21 protein-coding genes and 2 pseudogenes are annotated in these 22,430 nt (G+C 70.9%); 12 read left to right on the top strand and 11 right to left on the bottom strand.

Translation table 11 applies throughout. The features are described 5' to 3' along the window. Window positions 1-49: 49 nt before the first annotated feature. From QMK61_RS14515 to QMK61_RS14500, 4 genes and pseudogenes are all read right to left on the bottom strand, one after another. Window positions 50-574: pseudogene (locus tag QMK61_RS14515) on the bottom strand (cytochrome c); the annotation flags it as partial. 10 nt (window positions 575-584) lie between these two features. Continuing rightward, the gene (locus tag QMK61_RS14510) at window positions 585-1,754 is read right to left on the bottom strand and encodes a copper resistance protein B (protein ID WP_302072943.1); all 1,170 of its coding nucleotides are present in this window, start codon (window positions 1,752-1,754) and stop codon (window positions 585-587) included. After that, the gene (locus QMK61_RS14505) at window positions 1,751-3,415 is read right to left on the bottom strand and encodes a copper resistance system multicopper oxidase (RefSeq protein ID WP_302072942.1); all 1,665 of its coding nucleotides are present in this window, start codon (window positions 3,413-3,415) and stop codon (window positions 1,751-1,753) included. The genes QMK61_RS14510 and QMK61_RS14505 overlap by 4 nt, the downstream gene beginning before the upstream one ends. 116 nt (window positions 3,416-3,531) lie before the next feature. Beyond that, window positions 3,532-3,879 (bottom strand): hypothetical protein, encoded by a 348-nt coding sequence (locus QMK61_RS14500; protein WP_302072941.1) that lies wholly within the window; start codon window positions 3,877-3,879, stop codon window positions 3,532-3,534. Between the two features lie 111 nt (window positions 3,880-3,990). On the opposite strand from QMK61_RS14500, the gene rlmJ reads away from it, so the two are divergent. From rlmJ to QMK61_RS14485, 3 genes are all read left to right on the top strand, one after another. After that, window positions 3,991-4,935, top strand: a complete 945-nt coding sequence (rlmJ, locus tag QMK61_RS14495; RefSeq protein WP_302072979.1) for a 23S rRNA (adenine(2030)-N(6))-methyltransferase RlmJ — start codon at window positions 3,991-3,993, stop codon at window positions 4,933-4,935. A 121-nt stretch (window positions 4,936-5,056) separates the two neighbouring features. Beyond that, complete coding sequence (locus QMK61_RS14490; RefSeq protein WP_302072940.1) at window positions 5,057-5,560, top strand: Slp family lipoprotein; 504 nt, start codon at window positions 5,057-5,059, stop codon at window positions 5,558-5,560. Window positions 5,561-5,674: 114 nt separating this feature from the next. Continuing rightward, window positions 5,675-6,583: a cation diffusion facilitator family transporter gene (locus QMK61_RS14485; protein WP_302072939.1), complete on the top strand. Its 909-nt coding sequence runs from the start codon at window positions 5,675-5,677 to the stop codon at window positions 6,581-6,583. An 18-nt stretch (window positions 6,584-6,601) separates the two neighbouring features. On the opposite strand, the gene QMK61_RS14480 is transcribed toward QMK61_RS14485, so the two are convergent. After that, window positions 6,602-7,501 (bottom strand): NAD(P)/FAD-dependent oxidoreductase, encoded by a 900-nt coding sequence (locus tag QMK61_RS14480; protein ID WP_302072938.1) that lies wholly within the window; start codon window positions 7,499-7,501, stop codon window positions 6,602-6,604. Then, the gene (locus QMK61_RS14475) at window positions 7,498-7,944 is read right to left on the bottom strand and encodes an Rrf2 family transcriptional regulator (RefSeq protein ID WP_302072937.1); all 447 of its coding nucleotides are present in this window, start codon (window positions 7,942-7,944) and stop codon (window positions 7,498-7,500) included. The genes QMK61_RS14480 and QMK61_RS14475 overlap by 4 nt, the downstream gene beginning before the upstream one ends. A 54-nt stretch (window positions 7,945-7,998) precedes the next feature. On the opposite strand from QMK61_RS14475, the gene QMK61_RS14470 reads away from it, so the two are divergent. Continuing rightward, on the top strand, window positions 7,999-8,682 hold the full coding sequence (locus QMK61_RS14470) for a class I SAM-dependent methyltransferase (protein ID WP_302072936.1): 684 nt from the start codon (window positions 7,999-8,001) through the stop codon (window positions 8,680-8,682). Window positions 8,683-8,785: 103 nt separating this feature from the next. Continuing rightward, entirely contained in the window at window positions 8,786-9,949 is a 1,164-nt protein-coding gene (gene bhcC, locus QMK61_RS14465; RefSeq protein WP_302072935.1) for a 3-hydroxy-D-aspartate aldolase BhcC, read from the top strand. Window positions 9,950-10,018: 69 nt separating this feature from the next. On the opposite strand, the gene QMK61_RS14460 is transcribed toward bhcC, so the two are convergent. Further along, complete coding sequence (locus tag QMK61_RS14460; protein ID WP_302072934.1) at window positions 10,019-10,414, bottom strand: MmcQ/YjbR family DNA-binding protein; 396 nt, start codon at window positions 10,412-10,414, stop codon at window positions 10,019-10,021. A 210-nt stretch (window positions 10,415-10,624) separates the two neighbouring features. Here QMK61_RS14460 and QMK61_RS14455 point away from each other — a divergent pair, with 210 nt between their 5' ends. Together QMK61_RS14455 and mfd are read left to right on the top strand one after the other, a co-directional pair. Continuing rightward, window positions 10,625-11,230, top strand: a complete 606-nt coding sequence (locus QMK61_RS14455) for a GNAT family N-acetyltransferase (RefSeq protein WP_302072933.1) — start codon at window positions 10,625-10,627, stop codon at window positions 11,228-11,230. Between the two features lie 228 nt (window positions 11,231-11,458). After that, the gene (gene mfd / locus QMK61_RS14450) at window positions 11,459-15,022 is read left to right on the top strand and encodes a transcription-repair coupling factor (protein WP_302072932.1); all 3,564 of its coding nucleotides are present in this window, start codon (window positions 11,459-11,461) and stop codon (window positions 15,020-15,022) included. 179 nt (window positions 15,023-15,201) lie between these two features. Here the strand turns inward: mfd and QMK61_RS14445 are convergent, their stop codons facing one another. Continuing rightward, window positions 15,202-16,860 carry a M28 family metallopeptidase gene (locus QMK61_RS14445; RefSeq protein ID WP_302072931.1) on the bottom strand — a complete coding sequence of 553 codons (1,659 nt, stop codon included), beginning with the start codon at window positions 16,858-16,860 and terminating at the stop codon, window positions 15,202-15,204. A 142-nt stretch (window positions 16,861-17,002) separates the two neighbouring features. On the opposite strand from QMK61_RS14445, the gene QMK61_RS14440 reads away from it, so the two are divergent. The 4 genes from QMK61_RS14440 to QMK61_RS14425 all read left to right on the top strand — a co-directional run bounded on the left by QMK61_RS14440 (window position 17,003) and on the right by QMK61_RS14425 (window position 19,164). Further along, on the top strand, window positions 17,003-17,716 hold the full coding sequence (locus QMK61_RS14440) for a class I SAM-dependent methyltransferase (protein WP_302072930.1): 714 nt from the start codon (window positions 17,003-17,005) through the stop codon (window positions 17,714-17,716). Between the two features lie 4 nt (window positions 17,717-17,720). Then, window positions 17,721-18,152 (top strand): pyrimidine dimer DNA glycosylase/endonuclease V, encoded by a 432-nt coding sequence (locus QMK61_RS14435; protein WP_302072929.1) that lies wholly within the window; start codon window positions 17,721-17,723, stop codon window positions 18,150-18,152. Between the two features lie 93 nt (window positions 18,153-18,245). Next, window positions 18,246-18,689, top strand: coding sequence for an SRPBCC family protein (locus tag QMK61_RS14430; RefSeq protein WP_302072928.1), 444 nt, complete (start codon window positions 18,246-18,248; stop codon window positions 18,687-18,689). A 178-nt stretch (window positions 18,690-18,867) separates the two neighbouring features. Then, window positions 18,868-19,164: a hypothetical protein gene (locus tag QMK61_RS14425; RefSeq protein ID WP_302072927.1), complete on the top strand. Its 297-nt coding sequence runs from the start codon at window positions 18,868-18,870 to the stop codon at window positions 19,162-19,164. A gap of 116 nt (window positions 19,165-19,280) precedes the next feature. Here the strand turns inward: QMK61_RS14425 and egtD are convergent, their stop codons facing one another. Together egtD and egtB are read right to left on the bottom strand one after the other, a co-directional pair. Beyond that, window positions 19,281-20,252 (bottom strand): L-histidine N(alpha)-methyltransferase, encoded by a 972-nt coding sequence (egtD, locus tag QMK61_RS14420; RefSeq protein ID WP_302072926.1) that lies wholly within the window; start codon window positions 20,250-20,252, stop codon window positions 19,281-19,283. Window positions 20,253-20,277: 25 nt separating this feature from the next. Beyond that, window positions 20,278-21,531: an ergothioneine biosynthesis protein EgtB gene (egtB, locus tag QMK61_RS14415; protein ID WP_302072925.1), complete on the bottom strand. Its 1,254-nt coding sequence runs from the start codon at window positions 21,529-21,531 to the stop codon at window positions 20,278-20,280. A gap of 184 nt (window positions 21,532-21,715) precedes the next feature. Here egtB and QMK61_RS14410 point away from each other — a divergent pair, with 184 nt between their 5' ends. Next, window positions 21,716-22,165, top strand: a complete 450-nt coding sequence (locus tag QMK61_RS14410; RefSeq protein ID WP_302072924.1) for a DUF6491 family protein — start codon at window positions 21,716-21,718, stop codon at window positions 22,163-22,165. Between the two features lie 48 nt (window positions 22,166-22,213). On the opposite strand, the pseudogene QMK61_RS14405 reads toward QMK61_RS14410, so the two are convergent. Further along, window positions 22,214-22,430, bottom strand: a pseudogene (locus QMK61_RS14405) (DDE transposase); the annotation flags it as partial.

Below are 22,430 nucleotides of genomic sequence, written 5' to 3'. Positions count from 1 at the left end.
TGGCCATGCCGGCCGTCTTCGCATCGGCGCCGGCATCGCCGCCGCCCTCCATGTCATCGTCCGGCGGCGCCTTCGCCACGATGGCCCTGTACCCGGCCGGCGTCATGGCAGGCAGTTTCTGCAGGAAGGCCACCATGCTCCAGATCGTGGCGTCGTCGTGGCTCGTGCCCCAAGCCGGCATCGCGCTCATCTTGATGCCGTGCTTGATCACCCAGAACGCCGCCCGCGGATCGACGCGGGTCTTCGCCAGGTTCGGCGGCCGCGGGTACAGGCCGGGGCGGATCTCCGAATCCGCCATGCCCGGCGCGAGATGGCAACCGGTGCACATCGCCGCGTACTGGCCCGCGCCCTGGAGGATCGACTGTGGATCGTCGAGGTCCGGCACCCGCAGGCCCTCCGCGCGCCGCTGGATCGAACGCTCGCGCAACGTCTGCAGCACGGCGGCCACCGGCCAGGTGTGGGGGTCGTCCGCACCGACGTCGTAGACGCCGGAATAGACGAAGGCCATAGCGCCGGCGGCCAGCACGCCCAGCGTGGCGGCCACGGCGATCGCGTACTTCGTGTGCACTGTCATGGCGACTCCCTCAGAACCAGAAACGGAGGCCGGCGACGAACCGGCGGTCCAGCACGGGGCGATGTTCGTCGCGGGCGAAACCGGCCGTGCCGCCGAAGCGACGCGTCCACGCCACGCCGAGATAGGGCGCGAAGCGGCGGCTGAATTCGTAGCGCAGGCGCAGGCCGAGGCTGGCGTCGGACAGGCCCGCGCCGATGCGTCGTTGCGGGTCGGCCTTGCCGTAGAGGTTGAGCTCCAGTTCCGGCTGCAGGATCAAGCGCTGGGTGAACAGCAGCTCGTATTCCACGCGCAGGCGCGCTGCCGTGCGCCCGGACGGACCGGCGTAGGCGGTCGCCGCCAGCTCGAACCAGTACGGCGCCAGGCCCTGCACGCCGACCGCGACCCAATTGCGCCGCGGGCCCGCACCGAGATCGTGGCGCACGCCAAGCTGTGTGTTCCAGAACGACGCCACCGCGTGGCTCCACAACGCCTCGGCATCGCCGTCGCCGATGCGCCCGTGCGCGCGTTCGCCTTCGCTGCGCAGCCACAGGCGGTCGCCGTCGGTGCCGTACCAGGCTTGCAGGTCCCAGCGCTGGCCGCTGCCGTCCCGGCCATGGAAGGCTTCGAGCTGGTCGAGGCGCAGCATGCCGAGCGGCTCGGCGTCGCGCATGTCCATGCCGGGCATGTCGCCGTGGCCGTAGCCGTCGGAGTAGTCGGCGCTGCGCGCACCGGATGGCGCGTCGCCGCCCTGCATGCGCATGGCGTGCGCGCCGTGGGGCATGGCGTCGTGCATGGCGTGGCGTGAGGCGGGGGTGTGCTGCATGTCCGGCATGGCGTCGGCGGAACCGTGGACCGGTTCGGGGGAGCCTTCCATGCCTTCCATGTCGTGAGCCGAGCCAGGGTCCATGCCCTCGGGCATGACGTGCTGTCCGGAGTCGCCGGATCCCGGCTCGACCGGCCCCGTTGAGAGCCGCCGGGATGACGGCGAGGAGTGGGACGACGACGAGGCATCGTCGGGCTGCACCGCATGGTGTGCATGCGTCGCCATGGGATCGTGCGCATCGCCCGGCTCCATCCCGGGCATCGCCATGCCCACGCTGCTCGCCGGCGCAGGCAGGCTTTGCGCCATCGCCGCCAGCGGCATGGCCAGCGGCAGCAGCCATGCAAGACGGAAGGCGGTCCGCCGGATGATCGCGTTCATGCCACCACCACCTCGCGCATCATCCCGGCCTCCATGTGGTAGAGCATGTGGCAGTGGTAGGCCCAGCGCCCCCGGGCGTCGGCGGTGACGCCGTAGGCGATGCGCTGCGCCGGCTGCACGTCGAGGGTGTGCTTGCGCACCTGGAACCGGCCGTGCGGGTCTTCCAGCTCGCTCCACATGCCGTGCAGGTGGACGGGGTGGTTCATCATGGTGTCGTTGACCAGCACCACGCGCAGCCGCTCGCCGGCACGGAAATGGATGGGCTTCGCGTCGGAGAACTTCACCCCGTCGAAGGACCACGTGTAGCGCCGCATGTTGCCGGTGAGGTGCAGCTCGATCTCGCGCCCCGGTTCGCGCGGGTCGAGCGGGCCGCCGAGGGTGTGCAGGTCGGCGTAGGTGAGCACGCGGCGCCCGTTGCCGCGCAGGCCGGTGCCAGGGTCGTCGAGGTTGCCGCGCGGCCTGTCCACGCGCATGTCCACGCCGTGGTTGCGGTATTCGCTGCGGGCGTGACGCGCCATGCCCCCCGCGCCCATCATGTCGGTCATCGACAGGGGCACGCGCGGGTCCATCGCCGGCACCTCCGCCACCATGCCGGGCCGCGGCGCCAGCGTGCCGCGCGCGTAGCCGCTGCGGTCGATGGCCTGGGCGAAGATGGTCCAGGCGCGGTCGTCGGCGGGCTGCACGATCACGTCCAGCGTCTCGGCCACGGCGAGGCGGAACTCGTCCACGCCCACCGGCTCCACGTCCTGGCCGTCCGCGGCGACCACGGTCATCTTCAGCCCCGGGATGCGCACGTCGAAGATCGTCATCGCCGAGCCGTTGATGAAGCGCAGCCGCAGCTTCTCGCCGCGACGGAACAGGCCGGTCCAGTGGCCGGCGGGCGCGTGGCCGTTCATCAGGTAGGTGTAGGTGGCGCCGCCGACGTCGGCGAGGTCGGCGGGGCTCATGCGCATGCGGTTCCACATGCGCCGTTCCGCCAGCGCCCGGCGCAGCCCCTGCTCGCGCACGTCGCGCAGGAACCCGGGCGCAGTGGGTTCGGCGTAGTTGTAGTAGTCGCCCTGCTTCTTCAGGTGCGCGAAGACCGCCTGCGGGTCTTCGTCGGTCCAGTCGTTGAGCATCACCACGTAGTCGCGGTCGGCGGGAAAGCGTTCGCCGCCGGCCGGCTCGACCACGATGGGGCCATACAGGCCGGTCTGTTCCTGGAAGCCGGAATGGCTGTGGTACCAGTAGGTGCCGCTCTGCCGCAGCGTGAAGCGGTAGGTGAAGCTCGCGCCCGGCGCGATGCCGGGGAAGCTGATGCCGGGCACGCCGTCCATCCGGTACGGCAACAGGATGCCGTGCCAGTGGATCGAGCCCGGCACGTCCAGGCGGTTGGTCACGCGCAGGGTCACCGTGTCGCCTTCGCGCCAGCGCAGCAGCGGCCCGGGCAACTGGCCGTTGACCACGGTGGCGAGGCGGCGGCGGCCGGTGTAGTCCACCGGCAGCTCGGCCAGTTCCAGTTCGAAGTGCGTGCCGCGCAACTCGTGCGGCGCGGCGCCGCTCGCCTGCGCGAGAGCCGCACCCGGGCGCAGCCCCAGCCCGGCGGCCACGCCGCCCAGCGCCAGGCCCTGCACGAAACGTCGGCGCGACAGCGAAATGTCGCGCGGGTCTTGCCTGTCCATCGATCGACTCCGTTCACGCGGAACCGCCGTGCGGCTCCGTCACGCCGCGACGCGCGCGGCCGTTTTCCCGCCACGGGGCGGGCGACTGCCGGGCAACCGGCACGGGACCGGGAAGATCAGGCCAGGGGTGGTCGCAAGGGCGGCGCGGAAGGACGCTCGGGCGCCATGGCCGGCAATGCGGGACCGGCCTGCCATGCGGGCGCCGCCGACGGCAACGACGGGACCGCGACCGGCAAGGCCGCGGCGAGATGGGCACAGGTGCAACCGACGTGCCCGCCGATGTCCGCATGGGGTGCGGGCGGCATGCCGTCGTGATGGACCATCGACGCCATGGCCTGACTACCCATGCCTGCGCAGCAGCCATCCTGTGCCCACGCCGCGCCGGCCAGCGCCAGCCAGGCGCACAGGGCCAGCGCGAACAGGGCGCGGCAACGACGCAGGCGGCGGAACAGGACGGCGGGCATGGCCGGACTAAACCACGCCGCGCGCGGGCGCTCAACCCTGAAGCTGGCTCCACGCGGGCCGCGGCGGGTTTCGCGGCCCTATACTTGTCCGCCGCCCACGCCATCGCCGCCATGAACTACCGCCACGCCTACCACGCGGGCAACTTCGCCGACGTCCTCAAGCATGTGGTGCTGCGCGCACTCATCGAATCGCTGCACGCCAAGCCCGCGCCGTTCTGCCTGCTCGACACCCACGCCGGCAGCGGCTGCTATGCGCTGGACAGCGAGGAAGCCGGCAAGACCGGCGAATACCGCGACGGCATCGCGCGCCTGCTGTTCCCCGACCTGCATGGCGGCGGCGCGGATGCGGGAACCCTGCCGCCGCTGCTGCGCCGCTGGCTGGACGACATCCTCGCCCTGCCCGGCAACGAGCACGGCCTGAAGCTCTACCCCGGTTCGCCGCTGCAGGCCGCCCGCGCGCTGCGCCACGGTGACAGCCTGCACGCCTGCGAGCTGCATCCCGACGAAGCCGCGCGCCTGCGCGAGCTGTTCCACGGCGACGCCCGCGTACACGTGCATCAGCGCGACGGCTACGCCGCGCTGAAGGCGCTGCTGCCGCCACGGGAAAAACGCGGCCTGGTGCTGGTCGACCCGCCCTACGAGCAGGACGCCGAATACGCCAGCATCGAGAAGGCCTTGAAGGAAGCCCTGCAGCGCTGGCCCGGCGGCATCTACGCGGTGTGGTATCCGGTGAAGCTGCGCAGCCAGGTGCAGCCGTTCCTGCGCAAGCTGCGCCACAGCGGCGCGAAACGCGTGCTGCGCGCGGAATTGCTGGTGCATCCGGACGACACGCCGCTGCGCCTCAACGGCTCGGGCATGGCCATCTTCAACGCGCCGTGGAAGCTCGACGAGGCCCTGCGCGAACCGCTGCGCGCGCTGGCGCGCCTGCTGTCGCAGGAACGCCCCGCCACCTGGACGCTGGACTGGCTGCTGCAGGAAGGCGAGGCCGCCGCACCGCAACGCCCGCCCGTGGCGCCGGCCTCGCCGGCCGGACGGCTCCGTCGCCCGCCACGCTGAACGGCGGCACGGCCCGCACGCCCCGGCGACACGGCTTGTTGTAGCTTAGGCCGGACGTCAGGCATCCGGGCCCTGCCACGCGGGAACGACGCCGGGCGAGCCACGCCACAGGAGTCCAGCCATGCGCATCGCCATCCGCCACCTGCCCCTGCTGATCCTCCCGCTGCTGCTGGCTGCCTGCGCCCCGGCGCCGATCTACCGGCCGGCACCCGACGCCGTCGCCGCCACGCCGATGCAGGTGGCGCAGGCGCCCGAGCGCTACGCGCACGGCAGCGTGATCTGGGGCGGCACGGTGGTGGCGGTGAGGAACCTCGCGGGCGACAGCGAGATCGAGGTGCTGGCCTACCCGCTCGACGGCTCGCAGCGCCCGCGCCTCGACGGCACCGCCGCCGGCCGCTTCATCGCCACCCTGCCCGGCTACGTGGAACCGCTGGACTACCCGGCCGGCGCACCGGTCACCGTCAGCGGAACGCTCGACGGCAGCCGCGTGGGCAAGGTCGGCCAGGCCGACTACGTGTTCCCGCTGGTGACGGTGGTGCAATCGCACCGCTGGACCGCCGACGAGATGCAGAAGGGCCGCAACAACGTGCACTTCGGCGTGGGCGTGGGCGTCGGCATCCGCTGAGGCGCTGTGATCGGTCCCGCGGCTGGGCAACGACTCGACTACGGATGGCTGCCCCGCGCGAACCGTGCCTGCGCCCACTACAATGACCGGCCAATTCCCGCTTCAGGGGCACGCATGTCCGGCCACGCCAATTCGCTGAAGGCGATCCTGCTCGCCCTCGGCGCGAACTTCGCCATCTTCGTCGCCAAGCTGGTCGCCGCCGTGGTCACCGGCTCGGGGGCGATGCTGGCGGAGGCGGTCCATTCGCTGGCCGACTGCGGCAACCAGGGCCTGCTGCTGTTCGGCATGCGCCAGGCGAAGCGGCCGCCGTCCGACGAGTACCCGCTGGGCTGGGGGCGCGCGCTGTATTTCTGGTCGTTCCTGGTGGCGCTGCTGCTGTTCAGCGTGGGCGGCGTGTTCTCGATCTACGAGGGCGTGCACAAGCTCGGCCATCCCGAGCCGCTGAAGTGGCCGTGGCTGGCGCTGGGCGTGCTGGCCTTCGGCATCGTGGCCGAAGGCTATTCCATGCACGGCTGCCTGCAGGAAGTGAACAAGGCGCGCGGCGGGCGCGGCCTGTGGCGCTGGTTCCGCGAGACGCGCTCCAGCGAACTGCTGGTGATCTTCGGCGAGGACTTCGCCGCCCTGCTCGGCCTGTGCCTGGCCGCGCTGGCGGTGGGCGCCACCATGCTCACCGGCAACCTGCTGTTCGACGCGCTGGGCACCGTCGCCATCGGCGTGCTGCTGGTGCTGGTGGCGGTGGCGGTGGCGATCGAGGTGAAGGCGCTGCTGATCGGCCAGGGCATCGACCCCGCGCGCCGCGCGGAACTGCTCGCCTTCCTCCAGGCCCGGCCGGAGGTGGCCGAGGTGCTGAACCTGATCACCCTGCAGATGGGCCCGGACGCGATGGTGGCGGTGAAGGCGCGCATGGCGCCGGTCGCCGGCGACCGCGCCCTGATCGATGCGATCAACGCGGTCGAGCGCGACATGAAGGCCGCCTTCGACGAGATCCGCTGGAGTTTCTTCGAGCCCGACGTCGCCGATTGAGGCGCGGGCGCAGCGCGCTCAGGCGCCGCCGGCTGCCGCCCAGACCAGCGACTGGTGCACCTGCGCGCCGGCCCAGGCGCCATCCGCCACCGCAAGCGAGATCGAATGCGGCACCCGCGCCACGTCGCCGCAGGCGTAGGCGCCGGGCACGCTGGTTTCCTTCGTCTCGCCGGTGCGGATCTGTACGCCCATCGGCGTTTCCATCAGCGCGCATCCCAGACGCTCGGCTACCGGCGTCGAAGGCGCGTTGCGCGGCGCGGTGAACAACCCGGCGAACGACAGCCGACGGCCGTCGGCGAGCAGTACGTCCGCATGACCGTCGATCTTCGCGATGCGCATAGGTTCAACCGCGACGCCGCGTTCCGCCAGTTCGCGCGCGGCCTGCCCGTCCAGCTCGACCGCGCCATTGGGGAAGAAGGTGACCCGGCCCCACTCCGCCAGCAGCATGGCCTGGTGCGCCGACATCGGCACCGCGCCGATGACGCCGATGCGGCCCTCGTCCAGCTCGTAGCCGTGGCAGTAGGGACAATGGAAGGCGCTGCGGCCCCAACGCTCGGCCAGCCCCTCGACCGCCGGCAACCGGTCGGCGACGCCCGTCGCCAGCAGCAGGCGCCGCGCGCGGTACTCGCCGCCTTCGCGCGTGCGCACGGTGAAGTCGTCCTTGCGGCCGGAGGCGTCCGTCACCTCGCCGTCGCGCCAGGCCAGGGTGGGATAAGCTTCGAGCTGGAGGCGCGCGGTGCGCGCGATCGTCGCCGGGTCCGCGCCGTCCTGCCCCAGGAAACCGTGCGAATGCGCCGCCGCGCGGTTGCGCCGCTGGCCGGCGTCGATCACCCGCACCGTGCGGCGCGCCCTCACCAGTTGCAGGGCGGCGGCCATGCCCGCGTAGCTGCCGCCCACGACGATCGCGTCGTATCTCATCGTTTTCCTCCGGATCGCCGGGCCTGGTGCCGGCGCGCGAAATCAGCGGCCAGGTCGGCCAGGGTGACCGCGGCGAAGCGTTCCAGCAGCAGGGCTTCAGCCGCCTCGAAGGCGTCGTCGAGCGCGGCGTTGACCGCCTGCTCGACCAGGCAGCCAGGGTTCTCGTCGCGGTTGCCGACCGCGAACAGCGCGGGTTCGCCCAACACTTCGTGCAGTTGCCTGAGCGTGACGCTCGAGAGGTCCGCCGTGATGCGCCACCCGCCGGCATGGCCGCGGCCCGCGGCGACCAGGCCGGCCTCGCGCAGCAGTCCCAGGGTGCGCCGGACCACCACCGGGTGCGTGCCCAGGCACTGCGCCAGCTCGTCCGAGGTCATGGGTTCGATGCGCTCCGCCATGTGCAGCAGCGCATGGAGCACGGCCGACAATCGACTGTCTCGTTTCATGTAACTAATGATGTTACATTAAAAGCGCAACCGTCAACCGCGTGGAGCCACCCGATGTCATTCGCCGATCCCCAAGCCGTCGCCCGCTACGCCGAGGGCCCTGCCAGGCAGGTCCCCGGTTTCCACGCCCTGCAACGGATGGCCACCCTGTTGCTGGCCGAGCGCGTGCCTGCCGATGGGCAGGTGCTCGTGCTCGGCGCGGGCGGCGGCCTAGAGCTGAAGGTGTTCGCCCAGGCGCAGCCCGGATGGCGCCTGCTTGGCGTCGACCCGTCGCCGCAAATGCTGGCGCTGGCGCGCGACACCCTGGGGCCGCTCGCATCGCGCGTGGAGCTGCTCGAGGGCCTCATCGATGACGCACCCGACACCGCCTTCGACGGCGCCACCTGCCTGCTGACCCTGCATTTCCTCACGCGCGAACAGCGCCTGCACACGCTCGACGCCTTGCGGCGCCGCCTGAAACCCGGCGCGCCGCTGGTGGTGGCCCATCACAGCGTGCCGCTGGATCGCGCGGGCAAGTCGCGCTGGCTGGCCCGGTATGCGGCCTACGCCAGCGCGTCCGGCATTCCCGACGTGGACGCCCGCCGCGCCATCGAGGCCATCGGCGCACGCCTGCCCCTGCTGTCGCCGGCGCAGGAAACCGCCCTGCTGGAAGAAGCCGGCTTCGAGGGCGTCGAGCTGTTCTATGCGGGATTCACGTTCAAGGGCTGGGTCGCCTACGCACCGTCGGCGCAGGCATGAGCACGCCTGTACGCGCATGCCGCGCTTGACACCGTGGATGCGGCCCGCGTTGACTGCGCGGCATCCCGCCACGCGCCGGTCGTTGCCCCCCCGGAGACTTCCCGTGAACGCACCGCCCGATTTCGCCGGCTACGAGGTCGGCTACGACATCCCCGCCCTGCCGGGCATGGACGAGGCCGACATCCAGACGCCCTGCCTGCTGCTCGATCTCGACGCGCTGGAGCGCAACATCCGCACGATGGGCGACTACGCGAAGGCGCACGGCATGCGCCACCGCAGCCACGGCAAGATGCACAGGTCGGTGGACGTGCAGAAGCTGCAGGAGCGCCTGGGCGGGGCGGTCGGCGTCTGCTGCCAGAAGGTATCCGAGGCGGAGGTCTTCGCGCGCGGCGGCATCCGGGACATCCTCGTCTCCAACCAGGTGCGCGACCCGGGCAAGCTCGACCGGCTCGCACGGCTGCCGGGATATGGCGCGCGGGTCACCGTCTGCGTCGACGATCCCGCGAACGTCGCCGAGCTTTCCGCGGCGACGCAAAGGCACGGCAACACCCTGGCGTGCCTGGTCGAGGTCGACTGCGGCGCCGGCCGCTGCGGCGTCGCCACGCCCGGCGAGGCGGTCGCGCTGGCCCGGGCCATCGGCGCCGCGCCCGGGCTGGAATTCGCCGGCATCCAGGCCTACCAGGGCGCCATGCAGCACCTGGAACGCTACGCGGACCGCAAGGCCCGGCTCGACGTCGCCATCGCGCTGGCGGAGGCCGTCGTCGCGGACCTGCGTGCCGCCGGCCTGCCGCCCGCGCTGGTCTCCGGCGGCGGCACCGGCTCCTACCGCTTCGAATCGAACTCGGGCATCTACAACGAACTGCAGTGCGGCAGCTACGCCTTCATGGACGCGGACTACGGGCGCATCCTGGACGAGGATGGGTGGCGCCTCGACCAGGGCGAGTGGGAGAACGCGCTGTTCGTGCTGACCTCGGTGATGAGCCGCGCGAAACCCGGCCAGGCGGTCTGCGACGCGGGACTCAAGGTGCTGTCGCTGGACAGCGGCCTTCCCGTCGTCCACGGCCGCGACGACGTGGCGTACGTCAACGCGTCCGACGAGCACGGCGTGATCGTGGACCGGCGCGGCGTACTGCGCATCAACGAGAAGCTGCGGCTGGTGCCCGGGCACTGCGACCCCACCTGCAACCTGCACGACTGGTACGTGGGCGTACGCAACGGCAAGGTCGAGGTGGTCTGGCCGGTGTCGGCGCGCGGCAAAAGCTACTGACGCGGCGCCCGGGCGCCACGGCGGCGGCGTAGTCGGCCACCAGCAGGGCCAGCGCGGCCAGGTGCTGGTTCATCGCACCGCCTCCGGCACCGGCAGCGGCCCCAGTTCCGCCTGCCGCCGCTTCGCCAGCTTCGCGCGCACCAGGGCGTAGGAATCGAGCACCAGGGCGGCCAGCTCGGCGGCGCCGAGGCGCGCGGGTTCGGCCACCATCACCCAGCGCGCCCGTGCCAGGTAGGGCGCGGGCACGATGCCGGGACGGTCGGTGAGTTCGAGGAAACGTTCGTCGGGCACCTTGACGTAGAGCTGGAAGGGCTCGCCCGGGTCTTCCGCGGTCATCGCGAACATCTTGCCATCCACGCTGTAGACCCGGCGCGTCTCCCACTTGATGTCGCGCGTGACGCCCGGCCAGCGGGCGCACAGCGCCTCCAGCCGCGCCCGGTCGAATCCCTGCCGCCTTCCGCCCATGTCATGTGCCCTCGTGCCGGGTCGAGGCCGCATTGTGCCGGCTCGGCACGTGCAGCGTCCGGCCGCTTGCGGCAACGCGACATGAAGGCCGGCCTGCATGGGTCGGAAATATGAACGGAACTGCGTCATGACGGCACGCCGCCCTCATTGCATGTTCATGCTGCATCGCACACAATACGCATACGTACGGCATCTGCACCTGCCATTGCCATGATCCCCGCCATCGACTTCGCCGCTCCTTCCCGCCTGGCCCCGCTGCCGCCGCCCAGCCGCGAGCGTTTCGCACGCCCGCATGTGCTGCTGACCGCCTCGGGCGAGCACGTCCATACCCGCGATGGCCGCCAGCTGCGCCTGCGCGCGATCGAGCCCGGCGACGTGGCGGCGATGCAGCGCTGCTTCACCCGCCTGTCGCCGGAGGACATCCGCCGCCGCTTCCTGCACGCCATGTCCGAGCTGCCCACGCCGATGGCGCAGCGGCTGTGCCGGATCGACCCCGCCGTGGAAACCGCCTTCGTGCTGATGGACGAATCCGTCCACCCGGCGGAGATGCGCGGCGTGGGCCGCATCTACGTGGACGACACCACCCGCAGCGCCGAGTTCTCGGTGCTGGTGGAGCAGGCCTGGAGCCGCCGCGGCCTCGGCGCGCTGCTGATGAAGCGGCTGGTGGACGACTGCCGCCGCCGCGGCCTGGCCGAACTGTGGGGCTACGTGCTGATGGAAAACCGCCCCATGCTGGAATTGTGCCGCGAGCTGGGCTTCCGCACGGCGATGCTGCCGGACGAGCCGGGCATCGCGCAGATCACGCTGGCGCTGTAACGCCTTTCTCGCCCTCCCCTGCGGGGAGAGGGTTGGGGTGAGGGGCGGTCTGGCCGCGCCCTTTCCCCGGACCGGCCCCGACCGGGCATCCGCAAGCCCGCCCCCTCACCTCGGTCCTCTCTCCGGCGGGGAGAGGAAGACGCTCGACGTCCCGGGCGGCATCCTGTATCGCGCTACACTTGGCCGCTTCCGACGCGGCCGCATGCCGCGTCATGCCAGCGCGTCTCCATGTCGAACACGATCCCGCATCCCCCGCTCCCCACCACCCCGAAGCAACGCCGCTACTGGACGCCGCCCCACGGCTCCGGACGCGCCCTGCTGCTGGCCGAATCGGCGCGCTCCCACGAGGGCCTGCTGGTGGCGGTGACGCGCGACACCCAGCGCGCCTCGGCGCTGGAGGACGAGCTGCGCCTCTTCGCCGGCGACCTGCCGGTGCTGCATTTCCCCGACTGGGAAACCCTGCCCTACGACGTGTTCAGCCCGCACCCGGAGATCGTCTCGCAGCGCATCGCCACGCTGTACCGGCTGCCCAACGTGAAGCGCGGCGTGCTGGTGGTGCCGGTGGCCACGCTGATGCAGCGCATCGCGCCGCGCTCGCACATCGCCGGCTCCGGCCTGGTGGTGGCGAAGGGGCAGAAATACGACCTGGCCACCGAGCAGCGCCGGCTGGAAGCCAGCGGCTACCGCAACGTGCCGCAGGTGGCCGAGCCCGGCGACTTCGCCGTGCGCGGCGCGCTGATCGACATCTTCCCGATGGGCGCGGCCGAGCCCTACCGCATCGAGCTGTTCGACGACGAGGTCGACTCCATCCGCAGCTTCGACCCGGAGACGCAGCGCTCCGCACAGACGGTGGAGAAGGTGGAACTGCTGCCCGCGCGCGAATTCCCGCTCACCGAGGACGCCGCGAAGGACTTCCGCAACGCGCTGCGCGAGCGCTTCCCGATCGACGTGCGCCGCTGCCCGCTGTACCAGGACATGAAGGAAGGCGTCACGCCCGGCGGCATCGAGTACTACCTGCCGCTGTTCTTCCCCCAGACCGCCACTCTTTTTGATTACCTCGCCGACGACGCCTTGTTCGTGCTCGGCGAAGGCGCGGGCGAGGCCAGCGAGGCGTTCTGGAAACAGACGGCCGAACGCTACGACCAGCGCGCCCACGACATCGAACGCCCGGTGCTGCCGCCGGCCGAGCTGTACCTGTCGCCCGAGCAGCTGCGCGAGCAGCTCAACAAGCGCCTGCGCGTGGAAGTGGTGGAGCCCGGCCATGCGCACGCGGTGGACGCCGGCACCCAGCCGGCGCCCGAGCTGCCGCTCAACCGCAAGGGCGAGGAACCGGGCACCTCGCTGCGGCATTTCCTCGAGAGCTACCCGGGCCGCGTGCTGATCGCCGCCGACTCGGCCGGCCGGCGCGAGGCGCTGCTGGAAACGCTGGCGGGCGCGGGGCTCAAGCCCGAAAGCGTCGCCGGCTGGAACGATTTTCTCCTCCCCCGGCCTGCAGGGGGAGGCCGGGAGGGAGTAACCCAAGCTCGCGGCAAGCCTGCAGAACCCCTTCCCAACCCTCCCCTGCAAGCAGGGGAGGGAGCCGCGGCACAGTCTGGCGAGGGAACCAGGTTCGCCATCACCATCGCCCCATTGGAACAGGGCTTCTCACTTAAGCAACCCGCGCTCACCGTGCTCACCGAGCGCGAACTGTTCGGCGAGCGCGTGCGCACCGAACGCCGCCGTCGCCGCGGCGCGGCGCGCGATCCGGACGCGATCATCCGCGACCTCACCGAGCTGTCCGCCGGCGCGCCCATCGTGCACGTGGACCACGGCGTGGGCCGCTACCAGGGCCTGCTGTCGATGGAACTGGGCGGCATGGAAGGCGAGTTCCTGGTCATCGAGTACGCCAAGGGCGACAAGCTCTACGTGCCGGTGGCGCAGCTCGGCCTGGTCAGCCGCTACTCGGGCACCGCGCCGGAACTGGCGCCGCTGCACTCGCTGGGCGGCGACGCCTGGGAGCGCGCGCGCAAGAAGGCCGCCGAGAAGGTGCGCGACGTGGCCGCCGAACTGCTGGCCATCTACGCCCAGCGCGAGGCGCGCGGCGGCGAATCGATGGCCGTGGACCGCCAGCTCGTCGAGGCATTCGGCGCCAGCTTCCCGTTCGAGGAGACGCCCGACCAGGAACAGGCCATCGACGCCGTGCTGCGCGACCTCGCCGCGCCGCGCGCGATGGACCGCGTGATCTGCGGCGACGTGGGCTTCGGCAAGACCGAAGTCGCCTTGCGCGCCGCCTTCGCCGCCGCCACCGCGGGCAAGCAGGTCGCCGTGCTGGTACCCACCACCCTGCTCGCCCAGCAGCACTACCGCAACTTCGCGGACCGCTTCGCCGACTGGCCGGTGAAGGTGGACGTGCTCTCGCGCTTCAAGTCGTCGAAGGAGGTGAACGAGGCGCTGAAACGGCTCGCCGACGGCCAGATCGACGTGATCGTGGGCACGCACAAGCTGCTGCAGCCGGACATCCGCTTCAAGAACCTGGGCCTCGTCATCGTGGACGAGGAACAGCGCTTCGGCGTGCGCCAGAAGGAACAGCTGAAGAAGCTGCGCGCGGAAGTCGACCTGCTCACCATGACCGCCACGCCGATCCCGCGCACGCTGAACATGGCGATGAGCGGGCTGCGCGACCTGTCGCTGATCACCACCCCGCCTGCACACCGCATGGCCGTGCGCACCTTCATTTCCACCTGGGACCCGGCCACCATCCGCGAGGCCTTCCAGCGCGAGCTGGCGCGCGGCGGCCAGGTGTACTTCCTGCACAACGAGGTGCAGAGCATCGAGCGCACCGTGCGCGAGCTGGAGGAACTGGTGCCCGAGGCGCGCATCGGCGTGGCCCACGGCCAGATGGCCGAGCGCGAGCTGGAAAAGGTCATGGCGGACTTCCACCGCCAGCGCTTCAACGTGCTGGTGTGCACCACCATCATCGAGACCGGCATCGACATCCCCACCGCCAACACCATCATCATCGACCGCGCCGACCGCTTCGGCCTGGCCCAGCTGCACCAGCTGCGCGGCCGCGTGGGCCGCTCGCACCACCGCGCCTACGCCTACCTGATCGTGCCCGACCGCAAGGCGATCACCGCCGACGCGGAGAAGCGGCTGGAGGCGCTGGCCTCGCTGGAGGAGCTGGGCGCCGGCTTCACCCTCGCCACGCACGACCTGGAGATCCGCGGTGCCGGCGAGCTGCTGGGCGACGAGCAGTCCGGCCAGATCCAGGAGATCGGCTTCGGCCTCTATACCGAGCTGCTGGACCGCGCCGTGCGCGCGCTGAAGAGCGGCAAGGTGCCCGACTTCGACCTTTCGTCCGAGCACGAGACCGAGGTCGAACTGCACCTGCCCGCGCTGATCCCCGACGACTACCTGCCCGACGTGCACACGCGCCTGACGCTGTACAAGCGCATCGCCAGCGCGCGCAACGACGACGCGCTGCGCGACCTGCAGGTGGAGATGATCGACCGCTTCGGCCTGCTGCCCGAACCCACGAAAACCCTGTTCGCGCTGTCTGGCCTGAAGCTGATGGCCACGCCGCTGGGCATCCGCAAGCTGGACTTCGGCCCGAACGGCGGCCGCATCGTGTTCCGCGACAAGCCCGAGGTCGACCCGATGGCGATCATCAAGCTGATCCAGAGCCTGCCGCGCGTGTACAAGCTGGACGGCCAGGACAAGCTGCGCGTCACCCTCGACCTGCCCGGCGCCGCCGAGCGCATCCGCAGCGCGCAGGACGTGCTGGTGCTGCTGGGCGCCCGCCGCCCCGGCTGACAACGGGTTCGAACTCTCCCTTTCCAGCTTGCAGGTGAGGGCTGGGATTGGATACCGCTCCGGTGCTCCCTCCCCTGCGCGCAGGGGAGGGCTGGGGAGGGGTCACCCAAGCTCGCGGCCAGCCCGTCTACCCCCTCCCGACCTCCCCCTGCAAGCAGGGGGAGGAGCCAGGAACAGGTTCAACGCCGCTCCGCCGCGCTGCGGTCGCGGATCGCGCGGAACTCCGAATCCGCCGACCAGTTTGGCCACTCGCGCGAGTCGGCCAGTTGCGCGCCCAGGTCGTGCAGCACGCCCAGGTCGTGCGCCATGCCAGCGAAGCTCCAGCCCGCCTGCCATTCGTCCGACGGCTGGTGGTAGTGCTCGCGGGTGTAGGCCTTGGCCTGCGCCTCGCCGGCCGCCTTGCCGCCGTCCACCAGGTCGTTGCCGGACTCGAACGACAGCGCCGGCACGCCGCGCTTGGCGAAGGAGAAGTGGTCCGAGCGGAAGAAGCCGCCGGCCTCCGGATGCGGGTCGGGCGTGAAGTACTGGCCATGCTTCTTCGCCACCGCGACCAGGTCGTCCAGCAGGCCCAGCTTCGCGGTGCCCGAGATGGAGAAGTTGCGCGCCACGCCGCCCGGGTCGAGCGCGTCGGTGTTGATCACCGCCACCGTCCTGTCCAGCGGGTACAGCGGGTGGCTGGCGTAATACTCCGAACCGAGCAGGCCCTTCTCCTCCGCGGTGACGGCGAGGAACACCACGCTGCGCTGCGGCCTGGGCCCGTGCGCAAAGGCGCGGCCCAGCTCGATCAGCGCCGCGGTGCCGGTGGCGTTGTCCACTGCGCCGTTGTAGATGCGGTCGCCCTTCGCGTCGGGCGCGCCGATGCCCAGGTGGTCCCAGTGCGCGCTGTAGATCACCGTCTCGTCGGGATGCGTGCTGCCCTCGACGCGGCCCACCACGTTGTGCGAGGTGATGTGGCCGACGGCCACGTCGTAGTGCGCCGAGAAGCTTTCGCCCTTCAGCGTGACCGGCCTGAACGCGCGCGTCTGCGCCTGCTTCTTCAGCGCCTCGAAGTCCAGTCCCGCGCGCTTGAACATCGCCACCGCCAGGTCGCGCTGGATCCAGCCTTCCAGCTGCGGATGCGCGGCCTTCGGATCGTCGCGCACGATGTCGAACTGCACGTTGGTGTTGGAGTTCCTCACCGTGGCCCAGCCGTACGAGGCGGGCGCGGTCTCGTGGATCACCAGCATGCCCAGCGCGCCCTGCCGCGCGGCTTCCTCGTACTTGTAGGTCCAGCGGCCGTAGTAGGTCATGGCCTTGCCGCCGAAGTCGCCCTTGCCGGTCTCGTAGTCGGGGTCGTTCACCAGCACCACGGCGACCTTGCCGTGCAGGTCCACGCCCTTGAAGTCGTCCCAGTGGCGCTCCGGCGCCTTCACGCCGTAGCCCACGAACACCAGCGGCGCGTGCTCGATGTCCACCTTGCGCGAGCCGTCCATCGACGGGCGCACGGCGATCTCCCCACCCTGGGTCAGCGGCTGGTCCCTGCCGTCGACAGTGAGGGTGAAGCGCGGCGTGCCGGTGATCTCGAAGCGCGCCAGCGGCACCGACTGGGTCCAGGTGCGCTGGCCGTCCACCACCGCGCCGCCGGGCTGCAGGCCGGCGGCCTTCATCTGCTCGATCAGCCAGGCCACGGTCTTCGTCTCGCCGGGGGTATCCGGCCCGCGGCCCTCGAACGCGTCGGAGGACAGCGTCCTGACCTCGGCGGAAAGGCGGTGCGGATCGAAGTCCGGCGCGGCGGTGTCGGCCGCCAGCGCCGGCGCCGCCACGGCCAGCGCGACGAGCGGGATCATCAGCCATTTCATGGTGGCACTCCTGCGTGGAAACAGGCCGATGATGTCGCAGAACGCCGCGCCTCGTACAGGCGCCCGCCAGTCCGGTGACAACTGTCAATGGCGGACACGCCCCCGGGCCGCCAAGATGCCGGCATCGGACCAGGAGTGCGACATGAAGGGGACACCGCGATTCGGCATCGACGCGCCCGGGCTGGTGCTGGGCTTCGCCATCGGCGGGCCACTGCTGCTGGCGCTCGGTCTCGGCGGCTCCGCCATCCTGCCGCCCGCGCTGGCAGGCGCGATGGTGTACACCGGCGCCGTGCTGGCGGCCGAAGCCGTGCTGATGGCGTTGAGCAGCCTGCGCGGCAAGCCGGCCGTGTTGCGCCGGATGGTCGCCGCATTGGCCCTACGCGGCGACGAGCAGGTGCTGGACGTGGGCTGTGGCCGCGGCATGCTGCTGCTCGAAGCGGCACGGAACCTGCCGCGCGGACGCGCCACCGGCCTGGACCTGTGGAGCACCCGCGACCAGAGCGGCAACGCCGCCGACGCCACCGCGCGCAACGCGGAACTGGCCGGCCTGCGCGAACGCGTGCGGATCGACACCGGCGACATGCGCCGCATGCCCTACCCCGACGCCAGCTTCGACGTGGTGATCTCCAGCCTCGCCATCCACAACCTGCCCACCCAGACCGACCGCGAGCAGGCCGTGCGCGAGATCGCCCGCGTGCTGAAACCCGGCGGCCGGGTCGCGCTGCTCGACTTCCGCCACACCGCCGACTACGCCCGCACCCTGCGCGCCAACGGGCTTGCCGACGCGCGACGGCACGGGCCGAACTTCCTGATGTTCCCGTGGGTGTGGATCGTGCGCGGACACAAACAGGCCTGAGCCGATGCGACTCTGGACCCTCCACCCCCGCTACCTCGATCCGCAGGGCCTGGTCGCCCTGTGGCGCGAAGCGCTGCTGGCGCGCGCCGTGCTGCGCGGCGAGACGCGCGGCTACCGCCACCACCCGCAGCTCGAACGCTTCCGCGACCATCCTGCGCCGCGCTCGGCCATCAACGCCTACCTGGCCGCGGTGCACGCCGAGGCGACCGCGCGCGGCTACGCTTTCGACCGCGGCAAACTCGGCCCCGTCCGCGGCATCGCCCCGATCGCCTGCACCGACGGCCAGCTCCTGCACGAATGGCGCCACCTGCTGGACAAGCTGGCGCGACGCAGTCCCGAGCTCCATCGCCGCTGGGATGGCATCGGCATTCCCGGCACGCACCCGCTGTTCCGCATCGTCCCGGGCGAGATGGCGTCCTGGGAGCGTCCGGGCTGAAGTCGGGGGCGCCCACGGTCCCGGTGTCGATACCGCCATGTTCCGTTCGTCGCATGAACAGAAGGACGCTCCCCCCAACAAGCGAGGTGATCCATGGGAACCGTGACATTGCATCGCGTGCTGCGCGCTCCGGCGGAGCGCATCTACCACGCCTTCCTCGACGCCAGCGCGGTCGCCAAGTGGCTGCCGCCGGACGGGTTCACCTGCACGGTGCACCACATGGACGTGCGGGTGGGCGGCGACTACCGCATGTCGTTCACCAATTTCTCCACCGGCCACAGCCACGCCTTCGGCGGCAGCTACCTCGAACTGAAGCCGGGCGAGCTGATCCGCCACACGGACCGCTTCGACGCCCCGGGCCTGCCCGGCGAGATGGTGACCACGATCGCGCTGAAGCCCGTGTCCTGCGGCACCGAACTGCAGGTGACCCAGGAAGGCATCCCCGAGGCCATCCCGGTGGAAGCCTGCTACCTGGGCTGGCAGGAATCGCTGACGTTGCTGGCGCGGCTGGTGGAGCCGTCGATCCCGGGCGAATGACGCCACTCCCTGGTCGTCTCGCTGCCATTTCCAGCCTCGCCACCCGCAATCCGCCCGCGCAAACCAAAGCAGACGATTGATTCCCGGCGGGTCGGGCCACACCACATTGCAGTAGTGCAAGGCAGGCTGCAGGGCTACACTGCGGACAGGGGTACTTGCTCCGACATCGGGTTCTTCCATGAACTGCCCGGAATGCCAGAACTCTTCGGTTCCATTCACCCGGGTGTGGCTCGTGGGTGGGTCCGGAGCGCTTCAATGCACGGATTGCGGCGCGCATTTGCGGCTCAAACTGTCGCACCTCAAGCTGTCCATGGCGCTTCGCATCCTGGCGGCGTGCCTGGGTGTAACGTCGGTTGTCTTGGGCTTTCGTTTCCAGAGCTGGCTCGTCTTCGCTGCCATTTTCGCGCTATCGCTGGCCGTCAGTGCTTCTGTGACCCTGCGGTTCGGCCGGCTGGAGCGGGACTCGCGGGCCTAGCCGCGTACCCGGCAAATCCTTCAAGAAGGATGCCTTGCCGCCGCACGATTCCCGCGCCGGGGCCAGCCATCCGAGGCATGAAGTGAGCGGGCCTCCGGCGCCGCCCGGCCCAGACGCTACGCCCGCACCAGGTAGTGCACGCCGAACATGCGCTGCGGATCGAACCAGCTGCGTTCCACGCGCAGGCCGGCGCGGGTGGCCAGGGCGGCGAAGTCCTCGACCGAGTACTTGCAGCTGTATTCCACCAGCATGGCCTCGCCCGCGCCGAAGGCGGCCCGCTGGCGGCCGACGCGGACGCGCTGCTCGCGCGTGCTGACGATGTGGGTCTCGATGCGGCCGGCCATCGCGTTGTAGCGGGCGCGATGGCGGAAGGCGGCGAGGTCGAAGTCGCAGCCCAGCTCGCGGTTCAGGCGTGCCAGCATGTTCAGGGTGAACTCGGCGGTGACGCCGGCGCGGTCGTTGTAGGCCGCCTCCAGGATGGCGTTGTCCTTCTTCAGGTCCACGCCGATCAGCAGGCCGCCGGCCTCGCCCATCTCGGCGCGCATCTTGCGCAGCAGGGCGGCCGCCTCGGCGTGGTCGAAGTTGCCGATGGTGGAACCGGGGAAATACAGCACCGTGCGCCGCGGCGCGCGCGGCGGCACCGGCAGGCGCAGCGGGCGGGTGAAATCGGCGCCCAGCGGCTGCATCGGCAGGTGCGGGAAGCACTCCGCCATGCGCCGCACGCTGAGCCGCAGCGGCTCGGCGGAGATCTCCACCGGCACCCAGGCCACCGGCCGCTCCAGGTGTTCGAGCAGCAGGCGCGTCTTGTGCGCGTGGCCGCTGCCGTATTCCACCAGGCGCACGTCCGGCCCCAGCGCGGCGCCGATGGCCGGCGCATGCTCGCGCAGCAGCGCGATCTCGCAACGGGTGAGGTAGTACTCCGGCTGCTCGCAGATGCGCTCGAACAGCTCCGAGCCGCGCTCGTCGTAGAACAGCCACGAGGGCAGCCGCTTGGGCCGGGCGCGCAGGCCGCGCTGCACGGTTTCCAGCAGCTCGTCGGCCGGCGGGCGGCGGTCGTCGTCGCGCAGGGCGCTGGCGGGCAGGTTCATCGGCGGGGGCTCCGGGGCATGGCGTTCATCGGTCCCGCGCCAGGCGCACGCCGGCGAACTGCCAGCGCGCATGGGGCGGGAAGAAGTTGCGGTAGCTGGCGCGGACGTGGTCGTCGGGTGTGGCGCAGGAGCCGCCGCGCAGCACCCACTGGCCGTTCATGAACTTGCCGTTGTACTCGCCCAGCGCACCGGGCAGCGGCTTGAAGCGGGGGTAGCCGACGTAGGGCGAGGCGGTCCATTCCCACACGTCGCCGTAGAGCTGGCGCAGGCTCTCGCCCGGTTCGGCCGGCCGCGGATGCAGGCGGCCCGCGTATTGCAGGTTGCCGTGCACGGACACGCCGGCGGCGGCGTCTTCCCATTCGGCCTCGGTGGGCAGCCGGGCGCCGGCCCAGCGGGCGAACGCGTCGGCCTCGAAGAAGCTGAGGTGGCAGACCGGCGCGGCCGGGTCCAAGGCCTGCATGCCGGCCAGGGTGAATTCGCTGTCCAGCCCGTCCTGCCAGTACAGCGGATGCCGCCAGCTTTCGCGCTGTACCAGCGCCCAGCCGTCGGACAGCCACAGCGACGGCTCGCGGTAGCCGCCGTCGCGCACGAACTCCAGGTACTCGGCGTTGGTCGCCAATCGATCGGCCAGCGCGTGCGCCTGCAGCAGGGTACGGTGCCGCGGCGTCTCGTTGTCGAAGGCGAAGCCGTCGCCGGCGTGGCCGATCTCCACGATGCCCTCGCGGCCCGGCAGGAAATGCAGCGGCGCGGCCCCGGCCGACGACGGTGCAGGCGGCGCGTCGAGCAGGGCCGGCCGCAACGGGTTGCACCAGAACGCGTGCTTGATGTCGGTGAGCAACAGTTCCTGGTGCTGCTGTTCATGCTGCAGGCCCAGCGCCACCCGGCGCGCCAGTTCGGGGGCGTGGTCGCGCGACAGGCGATCCTCCACCGCCGCATCGACGCGCCGGCGGTAGTCCAGCACCTCGTCCAGCGTGGGCCGGGTCAGCAGGCCGCGCCGCGGGCGCTCGTGCATCGGCCCCACGGTCTGGTAGTAAGAGTTGAACAGGTAGTGCCATTCGGGATGGCGCGGGCGCCATGCCGGGTCCAGGCCCAGCACGAACTGCTCGAAGAACCACGTGGTGTGCGCCAGGTGCCACTTGCCCGGGCTGGCGTCGGGCATGGACTGCACCTGCATGTCCTCCGCGCCCAGCCCGGCGCACAGCGCCAGCGTGTGGCCGCGCACCCGGCGGAAACGCGTCGCCGCATCGACGACCGCGGGTACGGGCTGCGCTGCGTTCATGGCCAACCCACCGCCTGGCCGGCATTGTTGCAGGGTGCCTTGCGGCGGGCGTGGGGACGCGTGACCATCGCCCTACCATGCCGCAGCACCCGTTCAAATGGTGTGATCCGCGGATGGCAGATCGTCGAACCGCGGCGCGGCGGCACGATTGCCTGCGCCAGTCACTCCAACGGCGAGGTGTCCCATGAAACCCATCACCCTCATCCTGCCCGCACTGGCGCTCGCCTGCATGGCGGGCGCATCCGCGGCCATGGCCGATACGCATGCGCCGCAGTACCAGCCGATACGTCCGGTCTCCAGCTGCCTGCGCAGCGACCGCATCAACGAATGGCACGTGGTGGACAAGCGCACCGTCATCGCGCGCGCCGGCCCCGACCGCTACCTGGTGAAGCTGCAGGCGGACTGTCCCCGCCTGGGCATGCCGCCGGGCGGCCTCAGCTTCCGCTCCAACCCGGCCAACCAGGCGGTGATGCCGTGGAGCATCTGCGGCGAGGCCGGCGAGACGGTCCGCTCGCGCTACCAGCCACCGTGCGCGATCCGCTCGGTGCAGAAGATCGACAAGGCGGAATTCGACCAGTTGCGGAAGCATGCCGGCCGCCACGGCAGCGGTGCGGACCAGCCCACCCGGCCTTGAACGCAAGGGCCCCGAAAACGAAAAGCCCGGCGCATGGCCTAATGCCAGTCAGTTAAGCTGACTGGCATTTTTCATAGGGTATTTTTGCGGTCGTCGTTTGACTTCGCGCGAATACGATCGTTGTCGTCGTGGAGGTAACAGGTAGACGCGAGCTTGCTGCCGGAGCCGGGCGAGTCGTTTGGGAAAGGCACCCGGGGTTTCCAGCGGGGCGTAGCGCAGTTCGGCGACGATCGCACGCGTGAATCCCTGAAAGCTGAGCCGGGTC

Origin of the sequence: Fulvimonas sp. R45 (assembly GCF_030504985.1) — a bacterium.
In the GTDB taxonomy this organism is placed as follows: domain Bacteria; phylum Pseudomonadota; class Gammaproteobacteria; order Xanthomonadales; family Rhodanobacteraceae; genus Rhodanobacter_A.
This window is presented reverse-complemented; position numbering and strand designations above follow the sequence as displayed.